Annotated in this window: 26 protein-coding genes and 7 tRNA genes; 11 read left to right on the forward strand and 22 right to left on the reverse strand. The window is 72.7% G+C overall.

Annotated elements, in window-relative coordinates; translation table 11 throughout:
- Window positions 1-53: 53 nt before the first annotated feature.
- From pdxT to pgsA, 6 genes are all read right to left on the reverse strand, one after another.
- Window positions 54-659, reverse strand: a complete 606-nt coding sequence (gene pdxT / locus IE108_RS20930; protein WP_064726932.1) for a pyridoxal 5'-phosphate synthase glutaminase subunit PdxT — start codon at window positions 657-659, stop codon at window positions 54-56.
- Window positions 660-672: 13 nt separating this feature from the next.
- Window positions 673-1,584 carry a pyridoxal 5'-phosphate synthase lyase subunit PdxS gene (pdxS, locus tag IE108_RS20935; RefSeq protein ID WP_064726933.1) on the reverse strand — a complete coding sequence of 304 codons (912 nt, stop codon included), beginning with the start codon at window positions 1,582-1,584 and terminating at the stop codon, window positions 673-675.
- A 134-nt stretch (window positions 1,585-1,718) separates the two neighbouring features.
- Window positions 1,719-2,261 carry a LemA family protein gene (locus tag IE108_RS20940; protein ID WP_064726934.1) on the reverse strand — a complete coding sequence of 181 codons (543 nt, stop codon included), beginning with the start codon at window positions 2,259-2,261 and terminating at the stop codon, window positions 1,719-1,721.
- 31 nt (window positions 2,262-2,292) lie between these two features.
- Window positions 2,293-3,456 carry a glycosyltransferase family 4 protein gene (locus tag IE108_RS20945; protein WP_064726935.1) on the reverse strand — a complete coding sequence of 388 codons (1,164 nt, stop codon included), beginning with the start codon at window positions 3,454-3,456 and terminating at the stop codon, window positions 2,293-2,295.
- Window positions 3,453-4,385 carry a phosphatidylinositol mannoside acyltransferase gene (locus tag IE108_RS20950; protein ID WP_064726936.1) on the reverse strand — a complete coding sequence of 311 codons (933 nt, stop codon included), beginning with the start codon at window positions 4,383-4,385 and terminating at the stop codon, window positions 3,453-3,455. The genes IE108_RS20945 and IE108_RS20950 overlap by 4 nt, the downstream gene beginning before the upstream one ends.
- Entirely contained in the window at window positions 4,382-5,050 is a 669-nt protein-coding gene (gene pgsA / locus IE108_RS20955) for a phosphatidylinositol phosphate synthase (RefSeq protein WP_064726937.1), read from the reverse strand. Before pgsA ends, IE108_RS20950 begins: the two co-directional genes overlap by 4 nt.
- Window positions 5,051-5,312: 262 nt before the next feature.
- On the opposite strand from pgsA, the gene IE108_RS20960 reads away from it, so the two are divergent.
- Both IE108_RS20960 and IE108_RS20965 read left to right on the forward strand, forming a co-directional pair.
- Window positions 5,313-7,511, forward strand: coding sequence for an elongation factor G-like protein EF-G2 (locus IE108_RS20960; protein ID WP_064731673.1), 2,199 nt, complete (start codon window positions 5,313-5,315; stop codon window positions 7,509-7,511).
- Between the two features lie 220 nt (window positions 7,512-7,731).
- Window positions 7,732-9,393 carry an AbeC-like domain-containing protein gene (locus tag IE108_RS20965; RefSeq protein ID WP_064726938.1) on the forward strand — a complete coding sequence of 554 codons (1,662 nt, stop codon included), beginning with the start codon at window positions 7,732-7,734 and terminating at the stop codon, window positions 9,391-9,393.
- Between the two features lie 23 nt (window positions 9,394-9,416).
- Here IE108_RS20965 and IE108_RS20970 read toward each other — a convergent pair whose 3' ends face one another.
- From IE108_RS20970 to IE108_RS20985, 4 genes are all read right to left on the reverse strand, one after another.
- The gene (locus IE108_RS20970) at window positions 9,417-9,968 is read right to left on the reverse strand and encodes an HIT family protein (protein ID WP_064726939.1); all 552 of its coding nucleotides are present in this window, start codon (window positions 9,966-9,968) and stop codon (window positions 9,417-9,419) included.
- A 77-nt stretch (window positions 9,969-10,045) separates the two neighbouring features.
- The gene (gene thrS, locus IE108_RS20975; protein WP_064726940.1) at window positions 10,046-12,022 is read right to left on the reverse strand and encodes a threonine--tRNA ligase; all 1,977 of its coding nucleotides are present in this window, start codon (window positions 12,020-12,022) and stop codon (window positions 10,046-10,048) included.
- Window positions 12,023-12,156: 134 nt separating this feature from the next.
- Window positions 12,157-13,425 carry a hypothetical protein gene (locus IE108_RS20980; protein ID WP_064726941.1) on the reverse strand — a complete coding sequence of 423 codons (1,269 nt, stop codon included), beginning with the start codon at window positions 13,423-13,425 and terminating at the stop codon, window positions 12,157-12,159.
- Window positions 13,422-13,988, reverse strand: a complete 567-nt coding sequence (locus IE108_RS20985; protein ID WP_064726942.1) for a DUF4365 domain-containing protein — start codon at window positions 13,986-13,988, stop codon at window positions 13,422-13,424. The genes IE108_RS20980 and IE108_RS20985 overlap by 4 nt, the downstream gene beginning before the upstream one ends.
- A gap of 171 nt (window positions 13,989-14,159) precedes the next feature.
- Between IE108_RS20985 and IE108_RS20990 the strand changes: the two genes are divergently transcribed.
- Window positions 14,160-14,885, forward strand: coding sequence for a 3'-5' exonuclease (locus IE108_RS20990; RefSeq protein WP_064726943.1), 726 nt, complete (start codon window positions 14,160-14,162; stop codon window positions 14,883-14,885).
- Window positions 14,886-14,972: 87 nt separating this feature from the next.
- Here the strand turns inward: IE108_RS20990 and IE108_RS20995 are convergent.
- From IE108_RS20995 to IE108_RS21010, 4 genes are all read right to left on the reverse strand, one after another.
- Window positions 14,973-15,044, reverse strand: a tRNA-Val gene (locus IE108_RS20995).
- A 39-nt stretch (window positions 15,045-15,083) separates the two neighbouring features.
- On the reverse strand, window positions 15,084-15,542 hold the full coding sequence (locus IE108_RS21000) for an SRPBCC family protein (protein ID WP_064726944.1): 459 nt from the start codon (window positions 15,540-15,542) through the stop codon (window positions 15,084-15,086).
- A gap of 251 nt (window positions 15,543-15,793) precedes the next feature.
- Window positions 15,794-15,865: transfer RNA gene (locus IE108_RS21005), tRNA-Val, on the reverse strand.
- 79 nt (window positions 15,866-15,944) lie between these two features.
- The gene (locus tag IE108_RS21010; RefSeq protein ID WP_064726945.1) at window positions 15,945-16,397 is read right to left on the reverse strand and encodes a TIGR02611 family protein; all 453 of its coding nucleotides are present in this window, start codon (window positions 16,395-16,397) and stop codon (window positions 15,945-15,947) included.
- A 191-nt stretch (window positions 16,398-16,588) separates the two neighbouring features.
- Here IE108_RS21010 and IE108_RS21015 point away from each other — a divergent pair, with 191 nt between their 5' ends.
- Window positions 16,589-17,002 (forward strand): SsgA family sporulation/cell division regulator, encoded by a 414-nt coding sequence (locus IE108_RS21015; protein ID WP_004002642.1) that lies wholly within the window; start codon window positions 16,589-16,591, stop codon window positions 17,000-17,002.
- Between the two features lie 278 nt (window positions 17,003-17,280).
- Window positions 17,281-17,841: a CGNR zinc finger domain-containing protein gene (locus IE108_RS21020; protein WP_064726946.1), complete on the forward strand. Its 561-nt coding sequence runs from the start codon at window positions 17,281-17,283 to the stop codon at window positions 17,839-17,841.
- 87 nt (window positions 17,842-17,928) lie between these two features.
- Here the strand turns inward: IE108_RS21020 and IE108_RS21025 are convergent, their stop codons facing one another.
- Both IE108_RS21025 and IE108_RS21030 read right to left on the reverse strand, forming a co-directional pair.
- Window positions 17,929-18,108, reverse strand: a complete 180-nt coding sequence (locus IE108_RS21025) for a hypothetical protein (protein ID WP_064726947.1) — start codon at window positions 18,106-18,108, stop codon at window positions 17,929-17,931.
- A 159-nt stretch (window positions 18,109-18,267) separates the two neighbouring features.
- Window positions 18,268-18,717, reverse strand: coding sequence for a hypothetical protein (locus tag IE108_RS21030; protein WP_064726948.1), 450 nt, complete (start codon window positions 18,715-18,717; stop codon window positions 18,268-18,270).
- A gap of 189 nt (window positions 18,718-18,906) precedes the next feature.
- On the opposite strand from IE108_RS21030, the gene IE108_RS21035 reads away from it, so the two are divergent.
- Window positions 18,907-19,431, forward strand: coding sequence for a DsbA family protein (locus IE108_RS21035; protein ID WP_064726949.1), 525 nt, complete (start codon window positions 18,907-18,909; stop codon window positions 19,429-19,431).
- A 46-nt stretch (window positions 19,432-19,477) separates the two neighbouring features.
- Here IE108_RS21035 and IE108_RS21040 read toward each other — a convergent pair whose 3' ends face one another.
- From IE108_RS21040 to IE108_RS21050, 3 genes are read right to left on the reverse strand one after another with little or no spacing between them, the layout of a single operon-like run.
- Window positions 19,478-20,302, reverse strand: coding sequence for a GNAT family N-acetyltransferase (locus IE108_RS21040; RefSeq protein WP_064726950.1), 825 nt, complete (start codon window positions 20,300-20,302; stop codon window positions 19,478-19,480).
- A gap of 47 nt (window positions 20,303-20,349) precedes the next feature.
- Entirely contained in the window at window positions 20,350-21,171 is an 822-nt protein-coding gene (locus IE108_RS21045) for an aminotransferase class IV (RefSeq protein ID WP_064726951.1), read from the reverse strand.
- Window positions 21,168-22,220, reverse strand: a complete 1,053-nt coding sequence (locus tag IE108_RS21050) for a chorismate-binding protein (protein ID WP_064726952.1) — start codon at window positions 22,218-22,220, stop codon at window positions 21,168-21,170. The genes IE108_RS21045 and IE108_RS21050 overlap by 4 nt, the downstream gene beginning before the upstream one ends.
- 177 nt (window positions 22,221-22,397) lie before the next feature.
- On the opposite strand from IE108_RS21050, the gene IE108_RS21055 reads away from it, so the two are divergent.
- The 5 genes from IE108_RS21055 (at window position 22,398) to IE108_RS21075 (ending at window position 22,856) form a co-directional block, all read left to right on the forward strand.
- Window positions 22,398-22,470 (forward strand) — tRNA-Gly (locus IE108_RS21055).
- A gap of 38 nt (window positions 22,471-22,508) precedes the next feature.
- A tRNA-Cys gene (locus tag IE108_RS21060) sits at window positions 22,509-22,582 on the forward strand.
- A 1-nt stretch (window position 22,583) separates the two neighbouring features.
- Window positions 22,584-22,655: transfer RNA gene (locus IE108_RS21065), tRNA-Val, on the forward strand.
- 36 nt (window positions 22,656-22,691) lie between these two features.
- Window positions 22,692-22,763, forward strand: a tRNA-Val gene (locus IE108_RS21070).
- A gap of 21 nt (window positions 22,764-22,784) precedes the next feature.
- Window positions 22,785-22,856: transfer RNA gene (locus tag IE108_RS21075), tRNA-Val, on the forward strand.
- A gap of 80 nt (window positions 22,857-22,936) precedes the next feature.
- On the opposite strand, the gene IE108_RS21080 is transcribed toward IE108_RS21075, so the two are convergent.
- From IE108_RS21080 to IE108_RS21090, 3 genes are all read right to left on the reverse strand, one after another.
- Window positions 22,937-23,230, reverse strand: a complete 294-nt coding sequence (locus IE108_RS21080; protein ID WP_064726953.1) for a TFIIB-type zinc ribbon-containing protein — start codon at window positions 23,228-23,230, stop codon at window positions 22,937-22,939.
- Between the two features lie 101 nt (window positions 23,231-23,331).
- The gene (locus tag IE108_RS21085; protein WP_064726954.1) at window positions 23,332-24,264 is read right to left on the reverse strand and encodes a phosphotransferase family protein; all 933 of its coding nucleotides are present in this window, start codon (window positions 24,262-24,264) and stop codon (window positions 23,332-23,334) included.
- Between the two features lie 155 nt (window positions 24,265-24,419).
- Window positions 24,420-24,602: a hypothetical protein gene (locus IE108_RS21090; RefSeq protein WP_064726955.1), complete on the reverse strand. Its 183-nt coding sequence runs from the start codon at window positions 24,600-24,602 to the stop codon at window positions 24,420-24,422.
- Window positions 24,603-25,089 lie beyond the last annotated feature (487 nt).

The raw sequence follows: 25,089 nt of genomic DNA on the forward strand, positions 1-25,089 counted from the left end.
TCTTTGTACGAACTCCCCCAGCGACCGGGCCTGGGAGGTACCCGGGAATCCTACTAGGACTCCGTCTCCCGGTTCGCGCGCACCATGTCGGCGAAGAGGCGGTGCACGCGGTGGTCGCCGGTCAGCTCCGGGTGGAAGGACGTCGCCAGCGCGTTGCCCTGGCGGACGGCGACGATGTGGCCCTCGTGCTCGGCGAGCACCTCGGCCGCGGCGCCGACGGACTCCACCCAGGGGGCGCGGATGAAGACGCCCTCGACGGGTTCGCCGGGGACGCCCGCGAGGTCGACGGCCGCCTCGAAGGACTCGTTCTGGCGGCCGAAGGCGTTGCGGCGCACGATCATGTCGATGCCGCCGACCGTCTCCTGCCCGGAGCGCGGGTCGAGGATCTTGTCGGCCAGCATGATCATGCCGGCGCAGGTGCCGTAGACGGGCAGGCCGTCCCGCACGCGCGCGCGGAGGGGCTCCATCACTCCGAAGAGGACGGCCAGTTTCGAGATGGTGGTGGACTCGCCGCCCGGTATGACCAGGCCGTCCACCTCGTCGAGCTCCTCGGGGCGCCTGACCGGCCTGGCCACGGCGTCCGCCGCGGCCAGGGCCACCAGGTGCTCCCGTACGTCGCCCTGGAGGGCCAGGACGCCGATGACGGGGGTGTCGGTCATGGGATCGGGCGCCTTACCAGCCGCGGTTGGCGTAGCGCTCGGTCTCGGGGAGGGTGTCGCAGTTGATGCCGACCATGGCCTCGCCGAGGTTGCGGGAGGCGTCCGCGATGATCTTCGGGTCGTCGTAGAAGGTGGTGGCCTTCACGATGGCGGCGGCGCGCTTGGCCGGGTCGCCGGACTTGAAGATGCCGGAGCCGACGAAGACGCCCTCGGCGCCGAGCTGGCGCATCAGCGCGGCGTCGGCCGGGGTGGCGACGCCGCCCGCGGAGAAGAGCACCACGGGGAGGCGGCCCAGCTCGGACACCTCCTTGACCAGCTCGTAGGGGGCGCGCAGGTCCTTGGCGGCGGCGTACAGCTCGTTGTTGTCGAAGCCGCGCAGGCGGGCGATCTCGTTCTTGATCTGGCGCAGGTGGCGGACGGCCTCGACGACGTTGCCGGTGCCGGCCTCGCCCTTGGAGCGGATCATCGCGGCGCCCTCGGCGATGCGGCGCAGGGCCTCACCGAGGTTGGTGGCGCCGCAGACGAAGGGGGTGGTGAAGGCGAACTTGTCGCTGTGGTTGACCTCGTCGGCCGGGGTGAGGACCTCGGACTCGTCGATGTAGTCGACGCCGAGGGACTGGAGGACCTGGGCCTCGACGAAGTGGCCGATGCGGGACTTCGCCATCACCGGGATGGAGACCGCGCCGATGATGCCCTCGATCATGTCCGGGTCGGACATCCGGGCCACGCCGCCGTCCTTGCGGATGTCGGCGGGAACCCGCTCCAGGGCCATGACGGCGACGGCGCCCGCGTCCTCGGCGATCTTCGCCTGCTCCGGCGTGACGACGTCCATGATCACGCCGCCCTTGAGCTGCTCGGCCATGCCGCGCTTCACGCGGGCGGTGCCGGTCTCGGGGGCCTGGTTTTCGGAGAGCGTGCTGGACACGGGTACCTCGCTGAGGGGAAGGGGTTTGTGCAGCAACGAGGAAACGCGAGGGCACCAGGCCACAGCAAGGGCCAATGGGAAGCCGGTGGATCGTTTTGGCCTCGCGGCAGCGAGGCGCCCGGGGCACGGACGGTTCAGGCGGCCCGCTCCACCAGCGCCGCCGGCGGCTCGGCGTCCATTTCGAAGGCCAACGGGAAGGGGGCGTGCCCGGCGAGCCGGAACCAGCGGACCTTGCGGTGCTGGCGCAGCCGGCGCGCGGCGCCCACCGCGTCGTTGTGGAACCGCCGGGCCATCGGGACCCGCCGCACGGCCTCGGCCAGCTCGTGGGCCGCCGCCTCTCCCCCGGGCGCCTCGCGCAGCGCGTCGACCTGCTGGGCGTCGGCGAAGACGGCTCGCAGAGCCTGGCTCAGCTCGCTCTCGGCCACCTCCCGCGACTCCTCCTCGGCCTGCCGGGCGGCGTGCGCGGCCTCGTACAGGACGATGGAGGCCGCCGGGTCGAGCACGCCCGAGGTGGCCAGTTCCTGGGCCACGGAGGCCCGGCGCAGCAGCTGCGCGTCGAGGGCGGCACGGGCGGCGTCGATCCGGGCGTGCAGCCGGTCCAGCCGTCCGGCCGTCCAGCTGAGATACAGGCCGACGGCGACGAGGACGACCAGGATCCAGATCAGGGTTGCGGTCACGGGCCGCAACCCTATCGGTGGCGCCGGCCGGTCAGTCCCGGGCCAGCCCGAAGCGGGCCCGGAGCCCGGTCGCCCGGTCGTCCGTGGCCACCGCCGCCGCGCCCGCCGTCACCGTCTCGTAGACGGAGAGGATGTCGGCGCCGACCGTGGACCAGTCGAAGCGCCGTACGTGGGCGCTGCCGCGCTCCCGCAGCGCGGCGCGGCGCTCCGGGTCCGCGAGCAGCCGCAGGGCGGCGTCGGCCAGGGCGTCGGCGTCCTCGTTGGGGAACAGTTCGCCCGCGGCGCCCTGGTCGAGGACCTGGGCGAAGGCGTCCAGGTCGGAGGCGAGGACGGGAGCGCCCGCCGACATGGCCTCGACGAGGATGATCCCGAAGCTCTCGCCGCCGGTGTTGGGCGCCACGTACAGGTCGACGCTGCGCAGGAAGCGGGCCTTGTCCTCGTCGCTGACCATGCCGAGGAACTCCACCCGGGAGCGCAGTTCCCTCGGCAGGCTCTCGACCGCCTCCTCCTCGTCGCCGCGGCCGGCGACCAGCAGCCGGGTCTGCGGGCGGGCGGCGAGGATCTTCGGCAGGGCCCGCATCAGCACCGGCAGCCCCTTGCGGGGTTCGTCGATGCGGCCCATGAAGCCGATCGTGTCCCCCTGCCACTCGGACTTGGGCTCGGCGCCGGCGAAGAAGCCGACGTCGACGCCGTTGGGGATGACGACCGCGTCGCCGCCCAGGTGCTCGACGAGGGTGCGGCGGGCGTACTCGCTCACCGCGATCCGGGCGCTGATCTTCTCCAGGGCGGCCTGGAGGATCGAGTACGCGGCGATCATCGCGCGGGAGCGCGGGTTGGAGGTGTGGAAGGTGGCCACGATCGGACCCTGCGCCGCCCAGCAGGTGAGCAGGCCGAGCGAGGGCGAGGTCGGTTCGTGGATGTGGATGACGTCGAAGGCGCCGTCGTGCAGCCAGCGCCGCACCCGGGCCGCGGAGAGGAAGCCGAAGTTGAGCCGGGCCACCGAGCCGTTGTACGGCACCGGCACGGCGCGGCCGGCGGAGACGACGTACGGGGGCAGCGGCGTGTCGTCGTCCGCGGGGGCGAGGACGGACACCTCGTGGCCCAGCCGGACGAAGTACTCGGCGAGGTCCCGGATGTGGAACTGGACGCCGCCGGGCACGTCCCAGGAGTACGGGCAGACGATGCCGATCCTCACGAGGCGCTCCGCCCGTCGGCCGCCGCGGGTGCCTTGGCGGGGTCGAGGTCCTTCAGCCACAGGCGCTGGAGCATGTGCCAGTCCTCCGGGTGCGCGGCGATGCCGGTGGCGAAGGCGTCGGCCAGCGCCTGCGTCATGACGGTCGTCCTCTCGGCCCGCGTGCCCGACTCCGGGACCTCGACGGGCGGATGCACGCGGCCGCGCATCACGGGTGAGTCGTCGTACCAGAGCGTGACCGGCAGGAGCCGCGCCCCGGTCTGCTGGGCCAGCAGGGCGGGACCGGCCGGCATGCGGGCCGTCTCGCCGAAGAAGTCGACCTCGACGCCGGAGGCGGACAGGTCGCGGTCGGCGACCAGGCAGACCAGGCCGCCGTCGCGCAGCCGCCGGGCCAGCGTGCCGAAGGCCGTGCCGCCGCTGTGCGGCAGGACCTCCATGCCGAGGGACTCGCGGTAGGCGACGAAGCGGTCGTAGAGGGTCTCCGGCCTGAGGCGTTCGGCGACCGTGGTGAAGGGGATGCCGAGCCTGGTGGTGACCCAGGCGCCCGCGAGGTCCCAGTTGGCCAGGTGCGGCAGGGCGAGGACCACGCCCTTGCCGGCGTCCATGCCCTCGGTCAGGTGGTGCAGGTCCTCGGGGGTGAAGCCGGTCTCGATCCGTTCGCGGCTCCACGCCGGGAGCCGGAAGGACTCCATCCAGTAACGCAGGTACGAGCGCATGCCCGCGCGCGAGAGGGCGGCCAGCCGCTCCGGGTCCGCGCCGGGCACCACGCGCGCGTAGTTGCCCTCCAGGCGCCGCACCCCGGTGCCGCGCTGCTTCCAGGCGAGGTCCGCGACGGTGCGGCCGAGCCGGACGGCGGCCGGTTCGGGCAGCTTCTTGACGGTGCTCCAGCCGGCGCCGTACAGGGCGTCGGTCAGCCGGTCGCGTGCGCTCACTTGGCCGCCTCGGTGCCCTGGCTCTCCTGCGCGGCGGCGTCGGCCTCGGCGGCCTCCCGGCGGACCGTGACGACGCGCTGGACGAGCGTCACCAGGCTGCCGACGGCCACGAGCCACAGGGCGATCGGCAGCAGGTACTGGATGCCGGGGACGCCGAACTTGTGCAGGCCCGCGAATCCGGCCGCGACCAGGGAGACGACCAGCCGCTCGGCGCGCTCGACCAGGCCGTTGACGGCGACCGGCAGGCCGATCGACTCGCCGCGCGCCTTGGTGTACGACACCACCTGGCCGCTGGCGAGGCAGAAGATCGACACCGCGCACAGGACGGTGTCGTCGCCGCCGCCCGCGTACCAGAGGGCGAACCCGCCGAAGATCGCGCCGTCGGCGACCCGGTCCAGGGTGGAGTCCAGGAACGCGCCCCAGCGGCTGGAGCGGCCGAGCTGACGCGCCATGTTGCCGTCGACGAGGTCCGAGAAGACGAAGAGCGTGATCACCACCGTGCCCCAGAAGAACTCACCCATGGGGTAGAAGACCAGCGCACCGGCGACCACACCGGCGGTGCCGAGGAGCGTGACCGTGTCCGGGCTGACGCCCCGGCGGATGAGAAACGCGGCGAACGGTGTGAGGACACGCGTGAAGAATGCACGCGCGTACTTGTTCAGCATGGCCTTCCCGACGGTCGGTGTGGCCGCGGCCCCTGCTGGCCACCGGCTGGCCCATCGTAGTCACGCGCGCGCGTGGGCGGTGGACGGGCACCCGCGGCCCCCGCCCCGGCGGCCGGTGGACGCCGGGATCGGGTCCTTCGTATGGACGCGGCGTGAAGGGAGTGGAAAGCTCGAAGGACCGCGGGCGTCGCCGGAGCCGCCAGTGCACGCGGTCCCGCGTGTCCGCGCCCACAGGGACCTCACCGTGCACGGGAGGCAGGACATGGGCGACAAGGCTCACACCCATCCCGGAGCCGCCGGAAGGGCATCGGCGGCCGACCACCCCACGTCCGTACGGAACGTGGTGCTGGTCGGCCACTCCGGATCGGGCAAGACGACTCTGGTGGAGGCTCTCGCGCTGACCGCGGGAGCGGTGAACCGGGCGGGCCGCGTGGAGGACGGCGGCTGCGTCTCGGACTACGACGAGATGGAGCACCGGCAGCAGCGCTCCGTACAGCTCTCCCTGGTGCCGGTCGAATGGGACGGCATCAAGATCAACCTCTTGGACACTCCCGGGTACGCCGACTTCGTCGGTGAGCTGAGGGCCGGTCTGCGCGCGGCGGACGCGGCCCTCTTCGTCGTCTCGGCCTCGGACGGGGTGGACGGCTCGACCCGCATGGTGTGGGAGGAGTGCGCGGCCGTCGGCATGCCGCGCGCCATCGTCGTCACGCACCTGGAGGCCGCCCGCGCGGACTTCGAGGAGATGACGCGGATCTGCGCGGAGGCCTTCGGCGGGGACGACCCGGACGCCGTGCTGCCGCTGTACCTGCCGCTGCGCGGGGCCCCGGCGCCCGACGGGCACGCGCCGGTGACCGGGCTCATCGGACTGCTGTCGCGCAAGCTCTTCGACTACGCGTCGGGCGAGCGGGTGGAGTCCGAGCCGGACGGGGAGCGGCTGCCGCTGATCGACGAGGCCCGCTCGCTGCTGATCGAGGGGATCATCTCGGAGAGCGAGGACGAGACGCTCATGGAGCGCTACCTCGGCGGCGAGCAGGTCGACGTCAAGACGCTGATCGAGGACCTGGAGCGGGCGGTCGCGCGCGGCGTGTTCTTCCCCGTCCTGGCGGCGGCCCCGGCGGCCGACGGTGCCCGGCAGGGGCTGGGCACGGTCGAGCTGCTGGACCTGGTCACCCGCGGCTTCCCGACGCCCCTGGAGCGTGCGGCACCCCGGGTGACGACGCCCGAGGGCGCGGCGCGCGAGCTGCGGATGTGCGATCCCGGGGAGTCGCTGGTCGCGGAGGTCGTCAAGACCTCGTCCGACCCGTACGTCGGCCGGATCTCGATGGTCCGGGTCTTCTCCGGCACCCTGCGCGCCGACCAGACGGTGCACGTCTCCGGGCACGGGCTGGCCGACCGCGGCCACGAGGACCACGACGTCGACGAGCGGATCGGTGCCCTGTCGACGCCGTTCGGCAAGCAGCAGCGGCCCGTCTCGCACGTGATCGCGGGTGACCTGGCGTGTGTGGCCAGGCTGACCCGCGCGGAGACCGGGGACACGCTCTCCGCCAAGGAGGACCCGCTGCTCATGGCGCCCTGGCGGATGCCCGACCCGCTGCTGCCGCTCGCCATCGAGGCGCACAGCAAGCCCGACGAGGACAAGCTCTCGCAGGGGCTCGCGCGGCTGGTCGCCGAGGACCCGACGATGCGCCTGGAGCACAACCGGGACACCCACCAGGTGGTCCTGTGGTGCCTGGGCGAGGCCCACGCCGACGTGGCCCTGGAGCGGCTGCGCGGCCGCTACGGCGTCCAGGTCGACGTCGTACCCCACCGGGTGTCCCTGCGCGAGACGTTCGGGGGTCCCGCGGCCGGGCGGGGGCGGCACGTGAAGCAGTCCGGCGGGCACGGGCAGTACGCCATCTGCGAGATCGAGGTGGAGCCGCTGCCGAACGGCTCGGGCGTCGAGTTCGTGGACAAGGTGGTCGGCGGCGCCGTGCCCCGGCAGTTCATCCCGTCCGTCGAGAAGGGCGTGCGCGCGCAGGCGGCGAGGGGCGTCGCGGCGGGGCATCCGCTGATCGACGTCCGGGTCACGCTGCTGGACGGCAAGGCGCACTCGGTGGACTCCTCCGACGCCGCGTTCCAGACGGCCGGCGCGCTGGCGCTGCGGGAGGCGGCGGCACAGGCCAGGATCCATCTGCTGGAGCCGGTGGCGGAGGTGAGCGTCCTGGTCGGCGACGACTACGTGGGCGCGGTGATGAGCGACCTGTCGGGGCGACGCGGCAAGGTGCTGGGCACCGAGCAGACGAGCGGCGGGCGGACCCTGATCCGGGCCGAGGTGCCCGAGATCGAGATCGGCCGGTACGCGGTCGACCTGCGTTCCCTCTCGCACGGCACCGCCCGCTTCGACCGCCGCTACGCCCGTCACGAACCGATGCCGCAGCAGGTCGCCGACCGGTTGCCCGAGGAGGTGCGCGCGGCGTCGTAGCGGCGCCCCGCCGTCCGGCGCGAGCCCTCGCGCCGGGCTGCTCTCCGCCCCGCGCACGACGGCGCGCGTCCGCACCCCGCGAGCGCGCGCGGGGCGCCTTCGGGCGTCCGGTGACGCGTGCCACCGGCTGCGGATACGCTGATGACCAGATCAACAGGTGTGCGGGGCAGGGAAGTCGGGAAGGCCGCAGGAGCGACAGTGGTGGCGATCGGGGGCGGGAATGGCCGTTGACGGCGGTTACGCGGACTTCTTCGGGCCGCAGGTGCCGCGCACGGACGACGGTGGCCAGACGGCCACCTTCGCGCTGGCGTCGGCCGCCTACCGGGACAGCGAGTTGGCGGACATCAAGAAGGCCGACAACGAGTGGCACCAGACGACCCTCAACGCGGGCCGCTCCTGGGCCACGATCTTCCGGCCCAATCTCGGCGAGGCCTTCTCCCGCGCGGTCGCCGACCGCATGCTGGGCAGCGGCCGCAAGCCCCTCATCCAGTCCTTCGGGGCCGAGCCGCAGGTGGTCGTCGAGCACTGCCTGGCGGCCAACGGCATCCGCAAGGCGCGCGACGCCCGGCTGGCCGCGGTCATCGTGCTGTGCGGCCTGTTGTTCCTGCCGGGCATGCTGATCTGGCTGCTCGGCTTCCAGATCCGCACCACCGTCGCCAAGTCGGAGAACAAGCAGGCCGGTGCGCTCGGCACCGCCGTGCTCCTGGCGATCGCCGCGCTGGCCGTGCTGTTCCTCCTGAAGATGCCCTTCAGCGGCTTCTGGGCCTGGTACGCCCGCGCGGCGGTCGTGCTGCCGGTCGTGGGCTGGTTCTGGGCCAAGCGGATCTGCGAGGCCACCGCCCGGGACCTCCGGGAGCGTTGGGACGGTCTGCTCTCGGGCAGCGGTGTCGGCGCCAAGGTGCCCGAGGCGGTCCCCAGCAACCCGAACGAGACCTCGGCCGAGCAGCTGCGCCAGTCCCTGGCCAAGCTCGGCGCGGAGCAGCAGTCCAACTCCGTCTTCTACGCCGGCCCCAAGGGCATACTCGGCATGGGCACGCGCTGGGGCAGCTGGCAGCTCGCCGAGAACCTGACGCCGGCCGACCCGTCGCGCGAGATCCACCCCTTCCGCAGCTGGGACGTCGTGAAGTCCATCCACGACCAGCTGCGCATGCTGGAGCGCGGCCCGCTGAACACCGGCGGTTTCACCAAGCCGTCCATACGGCACTGGGTCGTCACGCCGGTCGGGGAGAACGCGAAGGCGGTGTCCCGTCCGGAGGGCACGGACGTCGAGGCGTACCAGGTCAAGACGCACGCGATACAGGAAATCTGCAACAAGCAGCAGTTCGGGGCCGGTGACCGGCACTACCTGGGCGTGCAGTGGACGCTGTGGGACGGCCAGCTGGTCATCACCATGCTGATCACGGTGACCGTGCTGCACGAGACGCTGCGCATCGAGGTCACCGGCCACGCGCTCGGCCCGGTGAACCCGCTGTTCACCAGCAAGCCCGAGGCGCCCTCGAAGGAGGTCGCCAAGTCGTTCAAGCCGTGGGAGACGCGCAAGGTGATGCTCCCGCTGGTCACCGCGAGCGAGGTGGTCCGCCTCGCGGTCCGCGCCCCGCTCACCTGGTATCCGCCGCTGCTGAACTGGCTCGGCGGCACCATCGGGCTCCCCGAGCCGTTCGGCCTGCGGCACGCCTGGGCGGACCAGCCCTGGCGGCACCGGTTCATGGCGGACGACGCGCTGCGGGCGGCGGCGCCGGTGCTGCGGGTGGTGCACGCGGCGTCGATCAAGGTGCTGGAGGAGAACGGCGTGGACACCGAGAAGTTCGGTTCACGGTCGGCGTTCCTCAGCACGGCGGTCCAGGACCCGACGCCGGGGAAGGCCGACCTGTACAACGCGTAGGCCTCCGGCGTGGGCCCCGGGGGCTAAGCGGCCGAGGGCCATGCCTCCGCGAGCATCTTCCGGGTGTCGCCCAGCAGCTGCGGCAGCACCTTCGTGTGGCCGACGACCGGCATGAAGTTCGTGTCGCCGCCCCAGCGGGGCACGATGTGCTGGTGCAGGTGGGCGGCGATGCCGGCGCCGGCCACCGTGCCCTGGTTCATGCCGATGTTGAAGCCGTGGGCGCCGGACGCCGTGCGCAGCGCGGTCATCGCCTGCTTGGTCAGCTCGGCCAGCTCCGCGGTCTCCACGCCGGTCAGGTCGGTGTAGTCGGCGACGTGGCGGTAGGGCACGGTCATCAGGTGACCGCCGTTGTACGGGTACAGGTTGAGCACCGCGTACACATGCTCACCGCGGCGGACGACCAGCCCGTCCTCGTCGGATTTGGCCGGGATCGAGCAGAAGGGGCAGCCGTCGTCGGCGCCCGGGCCGCTCGGCTTGTTCTCGCCCTGGATGTAGGCCATCCGGTGGGGCGTCCACAGACGCTGGAACGCGTCCTGCGTCCCCACTCCCAGCTGCTGCTCCGGCTCACTCGTCATGCGTGCAGCATATGGCGTCGGGTACGGGGGCAGGGAAAGGCCCCCGGGGGATCCCGGGGGCCTTCGGAACGCCGTAATCAGACCTGCGTCCGCTCCTCGACCACCTTCGCGATCTTCGCGATGGCCTCGTCGACGGGGATGCCGTTCTCCTGGGAGCCGTCGCGGTAGCGGAAGGAGACCGCGCCGTTCGCCATGTCCTCGTCGCCCGCGATGACCATGAAGGGCACCTTCTGCTTCTGGGCGTTGCGGATCTTCTTCTGCATCCGGTCGGACGAGGTGTCGACCTCGACGCGCAGCCCCTGCCTGCGGGCCGCGGCGGCGAACTTCTCCAGGTGCTCGACGTGCGCGTCGCCGATCGGGATGCCGACCGCCTGGACCGGGGCCAGCCAGGCCGGGAAGGCGCCCGCGTAGTGCTCCAGGAGCACCGCGAAGAACCGCTCGATGGAGCCGAACAGCGCGCGGTGGATCATGACCGGGCGGGTCTTGGTGCCGTCCGCGGCCGTGTACTCCAGGTCGAAGCGCTCCGGCAGGTTGAAGTCGAGCTGGATGGTCGACATCTGCCAGGTGCGCCCGATGGCGTCCTTGGTCTGGACGGAGATCTTCGGGCCGTAGAAGGCGGCGCCGCCCGGGTCCGGGACGAGGGGCAGCCCCTGCTTCTCGGCGACCTGCCGCAGCGTCTCGGTGGCCTCCTCCCACGCCTCGTCGGAGCCGACGAACTTCTCCGGGTCCTTGGTGGACAGCTCCAGGTAGAAGTCGGTCAGGCCGTAGTCGCGCAGCAGGCCGAGCACGAAGGTGAGCGTCTTGTCGAGCTCCTCCGACATCTGCTCGCGCGTGCAGTAGATGTGCGCGTCGTCCTGGGTGAAGCCGCGGGCCCGGGTGAGGCCGTGCACGACGCCCGACTTCTCGTACCGGTACACGGTGCCGAACTCGAACAGGCGCAGCGGCAGCTCCCGGTAGGAGCGCCCGCGCGCGTCGAAGATCAGGTTGTGCATCGGGCAGTTCATGGGCTTGAGGTAGTAGTCCACGCCCTCGTCGAGCTGCATGGGCGGGTACATGCCGTCGGCGTACCAGTCCAGGTGGCCCGAGGTCTCGAAGAGCTTCCCCTTGGTCGCGTGGGGGGTGTAGACGAACTCGTAGCCCTCCTCCTCGTGGCGGCGGCGCGAGTAGTCCTCCATGACCCGGCGGATGATGCCGCCCTTGGGGTGGAAGACGGCGAGGCCGGAGCCGATCTGCTCCGGGATGGAGAAGAGGTCCAGCTCGCTGCCGAGCTTGCGGTGGTCGCGCTTCTCGGCCTCGGCGAGGAACTCCAGGTGCGCCTTCAGCTCGTCCTTGGTCGGCCAGGCGGTGCCGTAGATGCGCTGGAGCATCGGGTTCTTCTCGCTGCCGCGCCAGTAGGCGGCGGCGTTGCGCATGAGCTTGAACGCCGGGATGTTGCGGGTGGTGGGCAGGTGGGGACCCCGGCAGAGGTCCTTCCAGCACAGCTCACCGGTCTTGGCGTCCAGGTTGTCGTAGATCGTCAGCTCGCCGGCGCCGACCTCCACGTCCGCGCCGTCGTCGTGCGAGGCGGCGCCCTTGAGGCCGATCAGCTCCAGCTTGTACGGCTCGTCGGCGAGCTCCTCGCGGGCCTCGTCGTCGGTGACCACGCGGCGCGAGAAGCGCTGGCCGCGCTTCTGGATCTCCTGCATCTTCTTCTCGATGGCCTTGAGGTCATCGGGGTGGAAGGGCTTCTCCACGTCGAAGTCGTAGTAGAACCCGTCCTTGACCGGCGGGCCGATGCCCAGCTTGGCCTCGGGGAACAGCTCCTGCACGGCCTGCGCCATGACGTGCGCGGTGGAGTGCCGCAGGATGTCCAGGCCGTCCTCGGAGGAGATCTCGACGCCCTCGACGGTCTCGCCGTCGCGGACCTCGTAGGCGAGGTCCTTGAGCTCACCGGCCACGCGCGCCGCGATGATCGAGCGCTGGCCGGCGAAGAGCTCGGCGGCCGTAGTGCCCGTCGTCACCACGCGTTCTTCCTGCTCCGAATCGCGTTGGATGATCACACGGACGTCTGACACCGGTCTCTCCTGACTGAAGTGGGGCCGCGGCGCCATACCGGAGCGCACGCATGAGGGCGATCGTACCGACCCGGGCCGGTCCACCGCGAAACCGTTTCCGGCTGCGGCCCTCAGCCCGCGTCGCGCTCGCCGCCCTAGTCGCCGTCTTCGCCGTCCTCGCCGTCGCAGTCCCCGCCGCAGGTCTCCTCGAAGAAGGCCGCCACCTCCACGTGCTCCTGGACCGCCTTGAGCAGCCGGTCCCGCTCCGCGTCGTCGACCTGCACCGGGGCGATCTCACAGGCTCCGGTGAGCCGGCGGAAGCCGCCCCGGCTCTCCAGCCGCCCGAGCACCCGCACCGGCAGTCCGACGAGGTGGGCGTGGCCCGCGATCCGGTAGGCCTCCTCGTCCAGTGTGATCCGCACGTGCGGCACGTCGGCGCCGGCCAGCACCCGCAGGCGGACGGTGCCGGTGCCGCGCGGCCCGGAGCGGCGCATGCGCACGACGGTGCCGGTGAGCCGCACGGGCACCGAAGGCTCCGCGCGCAGGTAGCGGGCGGCGGCCTCGCGCAGGGCCGGGAGGTCGCCGGGCGAGAACTCGACGGCCTCGGCGAGGGCGCCGCAGCCTTCGGGTACGCCGGCCCCGGGCGCCCAGTCGACGGCTATCCGGGCGCCCTGCGTGCCCCGGACCAGGGCGACGAGCGCCTCGGTCAGCTCGTGGCTGACGCCGGCGCCGACGGCGGCGTCGAAGGCGTCCATGCCGCCGGTGGCCCGCCGGTAGTCGACCGCCTCACGGGCGGCGTACAGCGCCTGGTGGAGGCGTACGGACAGGGGGCGGCCGGTGCCGGCCGGCACGAACGCGGTCAGCCGGCGGCCGCCCGGGGCCGTGCCCACCAGGACGTTCTCCAGGGCGGCGGCGGCGGCGCGCCGGTGCCGGGCGCCGAAGTAGCCCGCACGCGCGCGCGTGGCGAGCGCTCCGGCGAGCAGCATCCGGCGGGCGGCGGCGCGCAGTTGCTCCTCCGCGGTCCAGGAGGCGGCGCCGCCGGGCCCGGCCGGCACGTCGCGCGTCCAGCGGATCTCGTCGCTGGGCACGGCGAGCGAGACGAGGATCTCCCGGGCGGCGGGGGTGCCGCTGCGGGACAGGGCGAGCAGCGCCTCGCCGAGCAGGTCCTCACTGTCGGGGAAGACGCGGCTGACGGGCACCAGCAGGCTGGTTGCGCCGGCCGCCGGGCCGGGCGGCGTCCAGCGGCCGTACCGGCCGGGGGCGCCGCCGCGCCGTTGCCAGCCGTGCCGGTGGAGCAGCGCGGTCAGTACGGCCGGGTCGACGGCGGCGGACTCGGGCGGGCGGCCGTCGTCCCAGGCGGTGTCCTCGCCGCCGGGGTGCGGGCGTACGGCGCGCGGGGGTTCGCCGGCCGGGCGGTGCGTCATGGTTTCCCTCCCGTCCCGACCCGCGTCATGATCTCGCACAGCGCCCGGTCGTCGAAGACCCGCGCGGTCGGTATCCGCACGGTGGTGCGCCGCCGGCCCGTGACCGGGTGTCCGGCGAGGTTGGTCCAGTAGCAGCAGTGCCTGAGGTCGAGCCGGTCGTGGCCGGCCCGCAGCCACTGGTCCCTGGACCGGGGGACGATCATCACGACCAGGATCTTGTGCACGGAGACCGGGGTGCGGGCGAGCTTCGCCAGGTGGTCGTTGTCGAGCGTGAACGAGAAGAAGCGTCCGGGCGGCTGGGGCGGGACCTGGTAGGTCGCCTTGAGCTGCACCTTGATGGTGACCTCGTCGTCGACCGTGTGCCCGGGGGCGCTGTGGCTGACGTGCCAGTCGATGCCGGTGTCCGGGAAGGGCTGGGAGAGCGAGCAGCCCGCCGCGGCGGCGACCGCGTGGAGGTAGCCCACCTGCAGGGTCTCCATGCAGGCGGTGGTGGCGAGGGAGCCGCGGGTGGGCGCGGTGCGCTCCGGCAGCAGCCCGCCCCGTTCGGGCTGCGCAATGGCCATGACCAACAGCCTTCCAGAACTGGTGAGTCCATGTCGCGGGCCGCTGAACTGCGAGGACCCGTAATCCTGTTGTGTCCTTCCGGCGTACGTCGCAAACAGCCCGGGTATCACCGAACCGGGACAGAGGACGGCGCGTCAGCCGGTGCGCGCGGACGAGGAGTTGAGTGCCCTATGACGAGCTGGTTCGAGGGGCCGATGGCGGCCTTCGACACGGAGACGACGGGTGTGGACGTCGAGACCGACCGGATCGTGTCGGCGGCGCTCGTCGTCCAGGACGCGCCGGGGCTCCGGCCGCGCGTCACCCGGTGGCTGGTGAACCCGGGCGTTCCGGTGCCGGCGTCGGCGACGGCGGTGCACGGGCTGACGGAGGAGCATCTGCAGCGCCACGGCCGCTGGCCGGCGCCGGTGATGTACGAGATGGCGGAGGCGCTGGCGGAGCAGGCCCGCGCGGGTCGGCCGCTGGTGGTGATGAACGCGCCGTTCGATCTCACGCTGCTGGACCGGGAGTTGCGCCGCCATCGCGCCTCGTCCCTGGCCCGCTGGCTGGAGCGCACGTCGCTGCACGTGCTGGACCCGCGGGTGCTCGACAAGCACCTGGACCGCTACCGCAAGGGCCGCCGCACCCTCACCGACCTGTGCGCGCACTACGGCGTCGAGTTGGCGGAGGCGCACGACGCGGCCGCCGACGCGCAGGCCTCGCTCGAGGTGGTCCGGGCGGTGGGGCGGCGCTTCCCGGGCCGGCTGGAGCGCCTGTCCCCCGCCGAACTCCACACGCTCCAGGCGGTGTGGCACGCCGGGCAGGCGAGGGGTCTTCAGGCGTGGTTCGCGCTCAACGGCACAGAGGAGCCGGTGGATCCGGCCTGGCCGCTGCGGCCCGACCTGCCCGCGGCGGCGTGAGCGCGCGGGCCCGGCACCTGCGACGGCCGGGCCCCTCCGGCACACGAAGAAGCCGGTCCGTCGAGTGACGGACCGGCTCTTCCCGGGTGGGCGATACTGGGTTCGAACCAGTGACCTCTTCGGTGTGAACGAAGCGCTCTCCCACTGAGCTAATCGCCCGGGAACGCACCGAACAATACAGGGCCCGGCGCGCTTCCATCAAACCGCTTGCCCGCCGCCCTCCAGGTACGCGGCGAGGCCGCGCCGTCCCGCCCGCATCATCAGCCGGTGGTTGGCACGGAACAGGGGCCGCCCCGGCACGGCGAGCCGGCGCAGCAGCGGCTTGCGCACCTCGACCTCCTGGTCGTAGCGGGCGAGGGTGCCGGCGCCGCGCGGGGCGACCGTCCAGCGCGCCCACCCCTCCATGTCGCCGCGCATCGCGACCTCCAGGACCCCCGCGGCCGGGTCCCGGCGCCCCTCGTACAGCGTCGCCGTGAGGTCGTACGGGAGGAAGGAGCGGAAGCGGAGGCGGCCGCTGATGTCGTCGAGCCGGGTGACCTCGCGCACCTGGGGCCACCAGAGCGGGTAGTCCTCGATCCGTCCGAGCACGCGGTAGACCTCGGAGGCGGGCGCGGGCAGGGCCCACAGGCTGCGGAATCGGTACTGGTTCCAGTCCACCCGGGGAGTGTGCCCGCTGGAGGCCGGCATTCCCCGCCCCGTATTCGCGCGGCATCCGCATAATCGAAGACACGCCTCCGGATTCCCCCCGGGAAAAGGCGTGTTGAACCATTTCCAAAAGGGGGTGGACGGATGAAAGACCGCCCGTCCGCGAGCGGCGCCGACGCAGGTAACGGATCGTCACCGAATCGCCCCCGCATACGACGAAGCGGCCCGGCTCATGAGATGAGCCGGGCCGCTTGCGGATCCGGTGGGCGATACTGGGTTCGAACCAGTGACCTCTTCGGTGTGAACGAAGCGCTCTCCCACTGAGCTAATCGCCCGGACGCAGGAAGAACATTACCCCATGTCAGAGGCGCCCGTGACCAGCCCCCGCCGGGACGCCGCGGCCCCGGCGGACGCTCACTGGTCCTTGATCTTCCAGGGCATCTGGAGACCGAACTTCCACAGGTAGATCCCGGCGAGCACCGCGATGATCACCAATCCCACCGAGGTCAGGATGATGTTCCTGCGGCGCACCTTGGGATCGAGGGCGCGCTGGGCCGCCTCGGTGACCTTGCGCTTGGTCCAGCGCAGCACCAGCTGGGCCCAGACGAACTCGGTCGCCCAGATCGCCATGCCGCCGAAGATCACGACCCAGCCCGGTCCGGGCAGCGGCAACATGATGATGCCGGCCACCACCACGGCCAGGCCGACGATGAAGACGCCGACCTGCCAGCTCAGGTGCAGCGCCCGGCGCGCCTTGATGAATTCCGGCGCACGCGAGCCGAGGGCGCGCTCGCCCGTGACCTCGTCCGTCCCCGTACGGTCCTCCGCCACGGCCGCCTCGCCGGGCTTGTTACTCCCCGTGTTCATACGGCCAAACACTACCGGAGCGAAAGCTGTCACCGGAATGGGCGCAGGACTCGAACGATCACTCGGCCAGAAGAGTTACGTAAACACACGCAAAACACTCAGAGGGGTTTACAACGGCACCGTAGGTGGCATGTCGATTTCGCCGACGTGCGAATCCCCGAGCGCACACTGAGCGAAAGGCCCTGGCGCTTATGAACACCACGGTCAGCTGCGAGCTGCACCTGCGCCTCGTTGTGTCGAGCGAGTCCTCCCTGCCTGTCCCCGCAGGCCTGCGGTACGACACGGCCGACCCCTACGCCGTGCACGCCACCTTCCACACCGGAGCCGAGGAGACCGTCGAGTGGGTGTTCGCCCGCGACCTCCTCGCCGAAGGCCTCCACCGCCCCACCGGAACCGGCGACGTCCGTGTCTGGCCGTCGCGCAGTCACGGCCAGGGCGTCGTCTGCATCGCTCTCAGCTCCCCGGAGGGCGAGGCACTGCTCGAGGCCCCCGCGAGGGCCCTGGAGTCCTTCCTGAAGCGCACAGACGCCGCCGTGCCGCCCGGCACGGAGCACCGGCACTTCGACCTCGATCAGGAGCTCTCGCACATCCTGGCGGAAAGCTAGGGCGGGCCTCCGCGTGAAGCCGCCCGTCGCCGTCGACTCGGGGTGACGGCACGGGCCAGGACAACGGCATACGGCACACACACCGGCGTCGTCGCCGCGACTACTCGCGGTGACGGCGCCGGTGCGTGCGTGCTCCGGGGAACCGGGGACGGCCGCGCCGCGTTCCAGGGGTCACAGGCGGCGGGGACGCCCTCGCGGCCGGTCCGCCCGCCGCCGTTGGCACTACCATCGGCCAGCATCGGCGGGCGCCCGCCCGACCCCAGGCCAGGGAGCTAAGTGTGCTGATCACCCACGACACCCGGTGCGCCCTAGACACCGTGGTCGATCTGGTGAACTCCGTACCGGAGGACGACACGGCCCCGGACGGGCTGCCGGACGTCGCCGCCCTCCAGGAATTCGTGGGAACGCACGAGATCAGCGACGTCGGCGTGCTCGGCGAGCCGGACCTCGCGGCGGTCCTGAGGATCCGCGGGAGGTTCGCCGCGGTCTTCGCGGCTCCCGACGCCCGAGCGGCGGCCCAGCTGATCAACGACCTGGTGGCGGCCGCGGGCACCACGCCGCGCCTGACCGACCACGACGGCTACGACTGGCACATCCACTACTTCGCCCCCGGCGCCTCCGTGGCGGACCACCTGGCCGCCGACTGCGGAATGGCCCTGGCCTTCTTCGTGGTGGCCGGGGAGCAGGAGCGGCTGCGGCGCTGCGAGGCCCCGGACTGCCGGCGCGCCTTCGTCGACCTGTCCCGCAACCGGTCGCGGCGGTACTGCGACAGCCGGACCTGCGGAAACCGCTTGCACGTGGCGGCTTACCGGGCGCGGCGCAAGGAGGCCGCGGGCTGAGCCGCGGATACGGACGGGCACCAGTCGATCCGGCATCGGTTGGTGTCGCGGCCCCCGGCGGGTGGCGCCGGGGAGCGCGGGTACGGATCACAGCAGCAGCAGGTCGTGCAACGCGGCCATGAGCAGCAGAAACCCGATCACCGCGAGGAAGATCATGAGCGGTGGCTGGGATAGGGCGAAGAGGCAGCCGCGTGGTTCACTCCGTGTCCGCGCGGTTTCGCTCTGTCTCGTGTCCAGCTGGGGATCCAGCTGAGTGGTGTCCTGCATCTCGCCGCGATGATGACGCAGCGGAGCGGGCCTCCGCGATCAACACGCCCGTAACGACCGGGGGTTGGTTGAATGTCGCAAGGAACGGTCGCATCGTGATCGTTCCGGAGCACGCGCTGTCGGCCTGGGACCGCTGTGGTGTTGCGGCCCGGGGAGCGGTCAGATCCCGTGCTTCTTCAGGATGGCCTCGATGTCGCTGAAGTCGTCCTCGCCGCGGGACGCCTTCGCCGGCCCCGGAGCGGGTGTGGCGGCCGGGCCCGCACCCGCGCCCAGCGAGGGCGCCGAGGCTCCCGGGGCCACCGCGTCGCGCTGTGCCGCGGCCCTGGCCTGCCTGCGCTCCTTGCGGGTGCCGCCGCGGCGGCGCTCGACGGTACGCGTGATCATGAAGAGAGCCCAGGACAGGCCCAGGACGCCGAAGCCTGCCCAGGCCACCGGGCTGAAGGCGGTGTCGGCCAGCCACTCCACGACCCCGGTCATCACCAGGCCGATGGGGACCAGCGCGTAGGCGGCGACGCGGACGGCGGTGAGGAAACGCCTGCGGTACGCGGTGACCGCCGCGATGCCCAGGCCCGCCGCGGACACCGCGGAGCAGACGGTCTCGGCAATCATCCGGTCCTCCAGAGCTGGGCCAGGTCGGGCTTGAGTACTTCGTCCCTTCCATCCTGCACCGACCGCGTGCCGCGGGGCCATGCCGTGGTCCGAGATCAGGGAGATCTCCGGGTCGGCTCCTCCCCAGGTGCCGGTGCCGGAGCGGGGCCGCGGTCGGGGCGCCGCCCCGTGGCCTGGGAGGATGGGGGCATGAGCGACTCCTCCTCCGCCCGGCCGGGCGCACCCGTACTCGACGTCTGGTGCGAGCTCCAGTGCCCGGACTGCCACGCCGCCCTGGACGACCTGCGTGCCCTGCGCGCCCGCTACGGCGACCGGCTGGAGCTGCGGCTGCGGCACTTCCCGCTGGAGAAGCACAAGCACGCCTTCGCCGCCGCCCAGGCCGCCGAGGAGGCCTTCGCCCAGGGCCGGGGATGGCCGTACGCCGAGGCCGTGCTGGGCCGGGTGGCCGAGCTGGACCGCAAGGGGGAGGCCCTGCTCGTCGAGGTGGCCCGTGACCTCGGGCTGGACGCGGAGGAGTTCGACACCGCCCTCGTCGACGGGCGGCACATCCTGATCGTCGACGCCGACCAGGCCGAGGGCAAGGCGATCGGCGTGACCGGCACCCCGACCTATGTGATCGGGGGCGAACGCCTGGACGGCGGCAAGAGCCAGGAGGGGCTGCGCGGGCGGATCGAGGAGATCGCGGACCGGCTGCTCGCCGGGCGGGAGGGCTGAGCCGCCCGCCGGAGTCCCGCCCGGCGGGCACCGGTCCGCGCCGCGCTCACAGCAGGGACTTGTGGAAGACGGACCGCGTCGTCCGGTAGCCGAGCGACTCGTAGAGGCGCTCGGCCGCGGTGTTGCCGGCGAAGACGTTGAGGCCGATCAGCGGCCGGCCGGCGCCGATCGCCTCGGCCTCGGCCAGCAGCATCAGGGCCCGGCCGTGCCCTTGGCCCCGGTGCGCCGGGTCGGCCTCGACGTCGAAGACGAAGGCCCGGTCCTCCTGCAGCGCCAGCCACAGGATCCCGACCCGGGTCCCCTCGTGCTCCAGCACGCTGAACCGCATGTGCTCCGTGGCCGCTCCCCGCGGCAGCAGCGTCTCGTGGTCCCGGCGGGACTTGGCGCGGGCCCCGGCCTCCGGCAGGCCGCGCTCCATCCAGGTCCGGGCGTACCGCTCGGACTCGTGGGCCCGCCAGGCGTCGAACTCGTCCGGTGTCATGGGGCGGGCGCGGCTGCCCTCCGGCAGGGCGGGCGGGGTGCCGCCCAGCGGCTTGGTCATGCCGCGGTTGCGCAGGGTGTACCCGAGGGCCTGTACGAGCCGTGCGCCGGCCTCCTCGTCGGCGGCGACGCCCACCTCGATCTGTCCGCAGCCCCAGCCGCGCGCGATCTCCTCGGCGGCGAGCGCGGCCACCGTGCCCCGGCCCCGCCCGCGGTCCGGTTCGTCGATGCGCAGCCGGTGGATCACGGCCACCGAGTCGCCGAGGGAGGGCGAGGTGCCGAGGTGTATGTCGCCGACGGGACGGCTGTTCACGCACACCCGGTAGCGGCGTGAGCGCGTCCCGTCGGCGGCGCGCTGGAGCGGCTCGGTCGGCCGCAGGGTCGTGGTCATCACGGCAGTTCTACCCACCGGGGCGCCCTACGGCAGCCGAATATCGCTCAGGGATCGAGGTCGTCCCCGGAGCGCTCCTCGAAGACCCGCATGGCCTTGGCGGTCACCGGGCCGGGGGCACCGGGCAGTTCGCGGCCGTCGACCCGGTGCACGGCCTGCACGTCGCGCAGGGTGGAGGTCAGGAAGACCTCGTCGGCGCGGTCCAGGACGTCCAGCGGCAGGTCGCTCTCGCGGGCGCCGCTCCACTCGACGGCCAGGGCACGGGTGATGCCGGCCAGGCAGCCGGAGGCGACCGGCGGGGTGTGGATCTCGCCGTCGAGGACGACGAAGACGTTGGAGCCGGTGCCCTCGCAGAGCTGCCCGACCGTGTTGGCGAACAGCGCCTCCGAGGCGCCCTGTTCGCGGGCACGGGCCAGGGCGACGACGTTCTCCGCGTAGGAGGTGGTCTTCAGACCGGCCAGCGCGCCGCGCTCGTTGCGGGTCCACGGCACCGTGATGACGGCCGTGGAGTCGGGGCGGCGGGCGGTCTCGCCGAGGGCGACGACGAGGGTCGGGCCGTGCTCGCCGCGGTCGGAGCCGAGCGGGCCGTGGCCGCCGGTGTAGGTGATGCGGAGCCGGCCCAGCGGTACGGGGTCGGCCGCCAGGACGGCGGCACAGGCGCGGCGGACCTCGTCGAGGTCGGGGTCGGGCAGGCCCAGACCGCGGGCCGAGCGGGTCAGCCGGTCCAGGTGGCGGGTCAGGGCGAACGGCCGGCCGGCCACCGCCTTCACCGTCTCGAAGATGCCGTCGCCCACGGTCAGCCCGTGGTCGAGGACGGAGACACGGGCGGATTCGATGTCCTTGAGCCCGCCGTCGAGCCAGATCTTCACGTCGGTAGCGCCTCTCCACTTCCGGTGACCTCGTACTCCCCCGACGCTACCGCGAGCAGCCGGGACGCCTTGAGTTCGGTCTCCCGCCACTCGCCCTCGGGGTCGGACCCCCAGGTGATACCGGCCCCGGTGCCGAAGCGCAGCAGCCCCTCGGCCCGGTCGGCCCAGAACGTGCGGATGCCCACGGCCAGCTCCCCGGTGCCCCGGTCCGCGTCGACCCAGCCGACTCCCCCGCAGTACGGGCCGCGGGGGGCGGTCTCCAGCGCGTCGATGATCCGCAGGGCGCTCGACTTGGGCGCGCCGGTGACCGAGCCGGGCGGGAAGGCGGCGTCGAACAGCTCCGGCCAGCCGCATCCGGGGCGCAGCTGTCCGCGCACCGTCGACACGAGGTGGACGAGGCCGGGGTGCTTCTCGACGGCGCACAGGTCAGGGACGGTGACGGTACCCGTGGCGCAGACCCGCCCGACGTCGTTGCGGACCAGGTCCACGATCATGACGTTCTCGGCGTAGTCCTTCTCCAGCAGGTCGGCCTCGGTCCGCCCGGTCCCCTTGATCGGCCCGGACTCCACGGTCCGGCCGTCCCGGCGCAGGAACAGCTCGGGCGAGGCGGTGGCGATCTCGACGCCGTGCCGGGGCAGCCGTACCGTGCCGGCGTACGGCGCCGGGTTGCCCCGTGCCAGCAGGGCGGTGAGGGCGTCCAGGTCCGCGTCCGGGGCGAGGGGCGCCGAGAGGACCCGGCAGAGGTTGGCCTGGTAGACCTCGCCCGCCGCTATGTGCTCGCGGATGCGCCGGACCGCCGCCGTGTACGCGGCGCGGTCCAGGGAGGACGTCCAGTCGCCGACCGCGGGACCGCGCCACCGCCCGGGGGCGGGCGCGGGCACCGGCTCCGTACGTACCTCGGCGAAGCGTGCGCAGGTCGTACGGCCCTCGAAGTCCGCGCAGACGGCCCAGAAACCCTCGGACTCCAGGGCGGCGGGATCGCTCGTGACGTCGAGGAGACCGGTGGCTACGCGGTCGCCGAAGCGGGCGAGAGGAGGGAGGTCGTGCACGTGCCCGAGTCTAGGCGGGTGTGCCGCAGGGCACTCGAACGTGTCCTTCCGGGTGGCCTGACCAGGTCCGCGACCGGACGCACCGCAGCACGCTGCACAAACGCGTTTTTGTACTGGCCCCGGAATCCGCTAGAGTTCATCACGTCGCCGGGCCGCGCAAGCGGACCGAACCGACAGGCGGACGTAGCTCAGTTGGTAGAGCGCAACCTTGCCAAGGTTGAGGTCGCGAGTTCGAGCCTCGTCGTCCGCTCGCAGGAACAGAGGGCCTCCCGGGCCTTCTGCACTCCTGGTGGAGTGGCCGAGAGGCGAGGCAACGGCCTGCAAAGCCGTCTACACGGGTTCAAATCCCGTCTCCACCTCCAAGGACGATTAGCTCAGCGGGAGAGCGCTTCCCTGACACGGAAGAGGTCACTGGTTCAATCCCAGTATCGTCCACTGATCCGCAAGGATCACCGATCCGTATGGATCCCCGCGCGATTAGCTCAGCGGGAGAGCGCTTCCCTGACACGGAAGAGGTCACTGGTTCAATCCCAGTATCGCGCACGCAGCATCCGCGGTACCCCCGGACGATTAGCTCAGCGGGAGAGCGCTTCCCTGACACGGAAGAGGTCACTGGTTCAATCCCAGTATCGTCCACACCGATCGAAGCCCCAGCCGTCTCACACGGCCGGGGCTTCGTCGCATCCGGCCGCGTGAGACGGCCGGATCAGCCGGGGTCAGCTGGAGAAGAGCATGCGGCCGAAGCCCTTCTGGCGGTGGTGACCGTAGTGGCCGTGACCGTGGCCGCCGTGCGGGGCGCCCCAGGCGGGCTGCTGCGCGGCCGGGTACCCCTGCGGGGCGGCGGGCGGGGCCGGCGGCGGGGCGGACTGGGACCACTGGGCCTCCAGGCGGGTCAGCGACTCCAGCTCGCCGTAGTCCAGGAAGATCCCGCGGCAGCCGCTGCACTGCTCGATCTGAACGCCGTTGCGGTTGTAGGTGTGCATCGGTGCGTGGCACTTGGGGCACTGCATGGACGGCTCAACTCCTCGCCGGTCGGTCCTGCTTCGCGTATCGCCAGGACAGACTCTGTCCGGCCGCGGGTCGGTTGCACCCTACTTCTCGGAAATTCGGCTCATCCGCCAGGGGCCGACGGTCGCATCGCGGCCATGCGGGCGCAGGCGTCGACCAGGGGCAGCTCCGCCTCGTCCAGCGGCCGGTCCGCCGCGGCGGCCTTGGTGACGGCGCGGGCCGCGGTCTGGACCGTGAGGGCGCGGGCGGGGACGTCCAGCGCGGGCCAGGGGTCGCCGTCGGCGGGGACGGCGGGGCCGCCGGCGGCGCGGTAGGCGGTGAGGAAGCGCTGCCACTCCTCGGGCGGGAGCAGGCCGCAGGCGTACCAGGCCGCCGGGCGGGCCAGGTCCCAGGCCGGGTCGCCGGTGCCGAGGTCGTCGACGTCTATCAGCAGCCAGGGCCCCGCGGGCGCGGGATGGCGCACGAGTTGGCCGAGGTGCAGGTCGCCGTGGCACAGCGCGGTCGCCGCGGGCGGGCCGGTCTCGGCGCGGGCCCAGGAGGGCAGTCCGGCCCAGGCGCCGAGCACCGGCCCGGCGGCCGGGTGGTGCGGGGCGCCGGTCCGCAGGCGGGCGACGGCCCGGGCCGCCTTCGCGGGCCCGCTCATCGCGGGCACACCCTCCTCGGGCACCGGGGCGCGGTGCAGGCGGGCGAGGAGTCCGGCGGCCGCCTCCCACGGCGCCGCGTCCGGGTCCTCGGGGTCCACGGGCGTGCCGTAGGGCCAGAAGGTGACGGGCCTGCCGTGCAGGGTGACCGGGGTTGGGGCGAGCGGCGGCAGGAACACGCCGGGCAGCCCGGCGGCGACCGCGACGCGGCGGGCCAGGGCGGCGGGGTCGGTGTCGGGCGCGTGGGCCTTGGCCACGGTGCCGGCGTGGCGGACGACGCTGGCGTCCGGGCGGTCGGCGAGGGTGGCCGCGCCGCAGGGGCAGGCCCGGGCGCCCGCGTGGGCCGTCGCCCTGACGCGGGCCGCGAGGGCGGGAAGGAGGGCGTCCGTGGTCACCGGGTGAGGGTACGCACCCTCCTCGCGGACACGGCAATGCCGGCGCAGCTCCCCAGCTGCGCCGGCATTCTTGCCGTCCGCCGCACCCCCGTCCCCACGGGGTTTCATGGGTGGATGTCCCCGCCCGGACCGCTCTTCCGGGCCCGGGGCGCCGCTCAGCGCCCCAGCACCACACCCACGGACGACGCCTGTGTGGCCACTGTCTCCCACCCGTCGAAGACGAGGAGGAGCAGGACCGCCAGGGGAAGGGCCATGAGCGTCGCCACCGCGGGGTGACGGCGGCCCTGACGGCGGGTCTCCCGCGTGCGGACCAGCGTCCGCGGCAGCGTCTGGGCCATGGTCCTCTCCTGACCGATTCCGTTGTCCTTGGCAAGCGGCGGGTGTCCGACCTCGGGGGACGAGTACCGCACCCGCCGCTTGACCTCAAATCTAGGCGTCCGGGGATCTCCGGACGTCATGCCCTCGTACCGAATGCCGGGCCTCCCGGAGGATGACCCGTGAGGAGTGGACTACTCCCCTGGGTGGAGACACGGTCCCGGGTCTCGGGGTCTTCCCGGACGGGGTGCCCGCCCCGCCCCGCTTTCGCCGGGATGTCCGGTGACTTCGCTCACTTCCGAGACCGGCCGGTACGCCCCCGTACCCGCCCGGCGTGCCGCGCCGGACGGCTCGGCACGGCGTGCGCGGGGGGCGTGACCCGGGCCCGCCGACCCCGTCGCACGACCGGCCCTCCGGGACCCAATACCCCGTCGGCCACGGCCGGTTGGGATCAGCGGCCGCCGCACATCGCACCGCGCGCGGATTGGCTGACCGCCCCTCAACTGTCGC

Source organism: Streptomyces parvulus, assembly GCF_014648855.1.
GTDB lineage: Bacteria > Actinomycetota > Actinomycetes > Streptomycetales > Streptomycetaceae > Streptomyces > Streptomyces parvulus.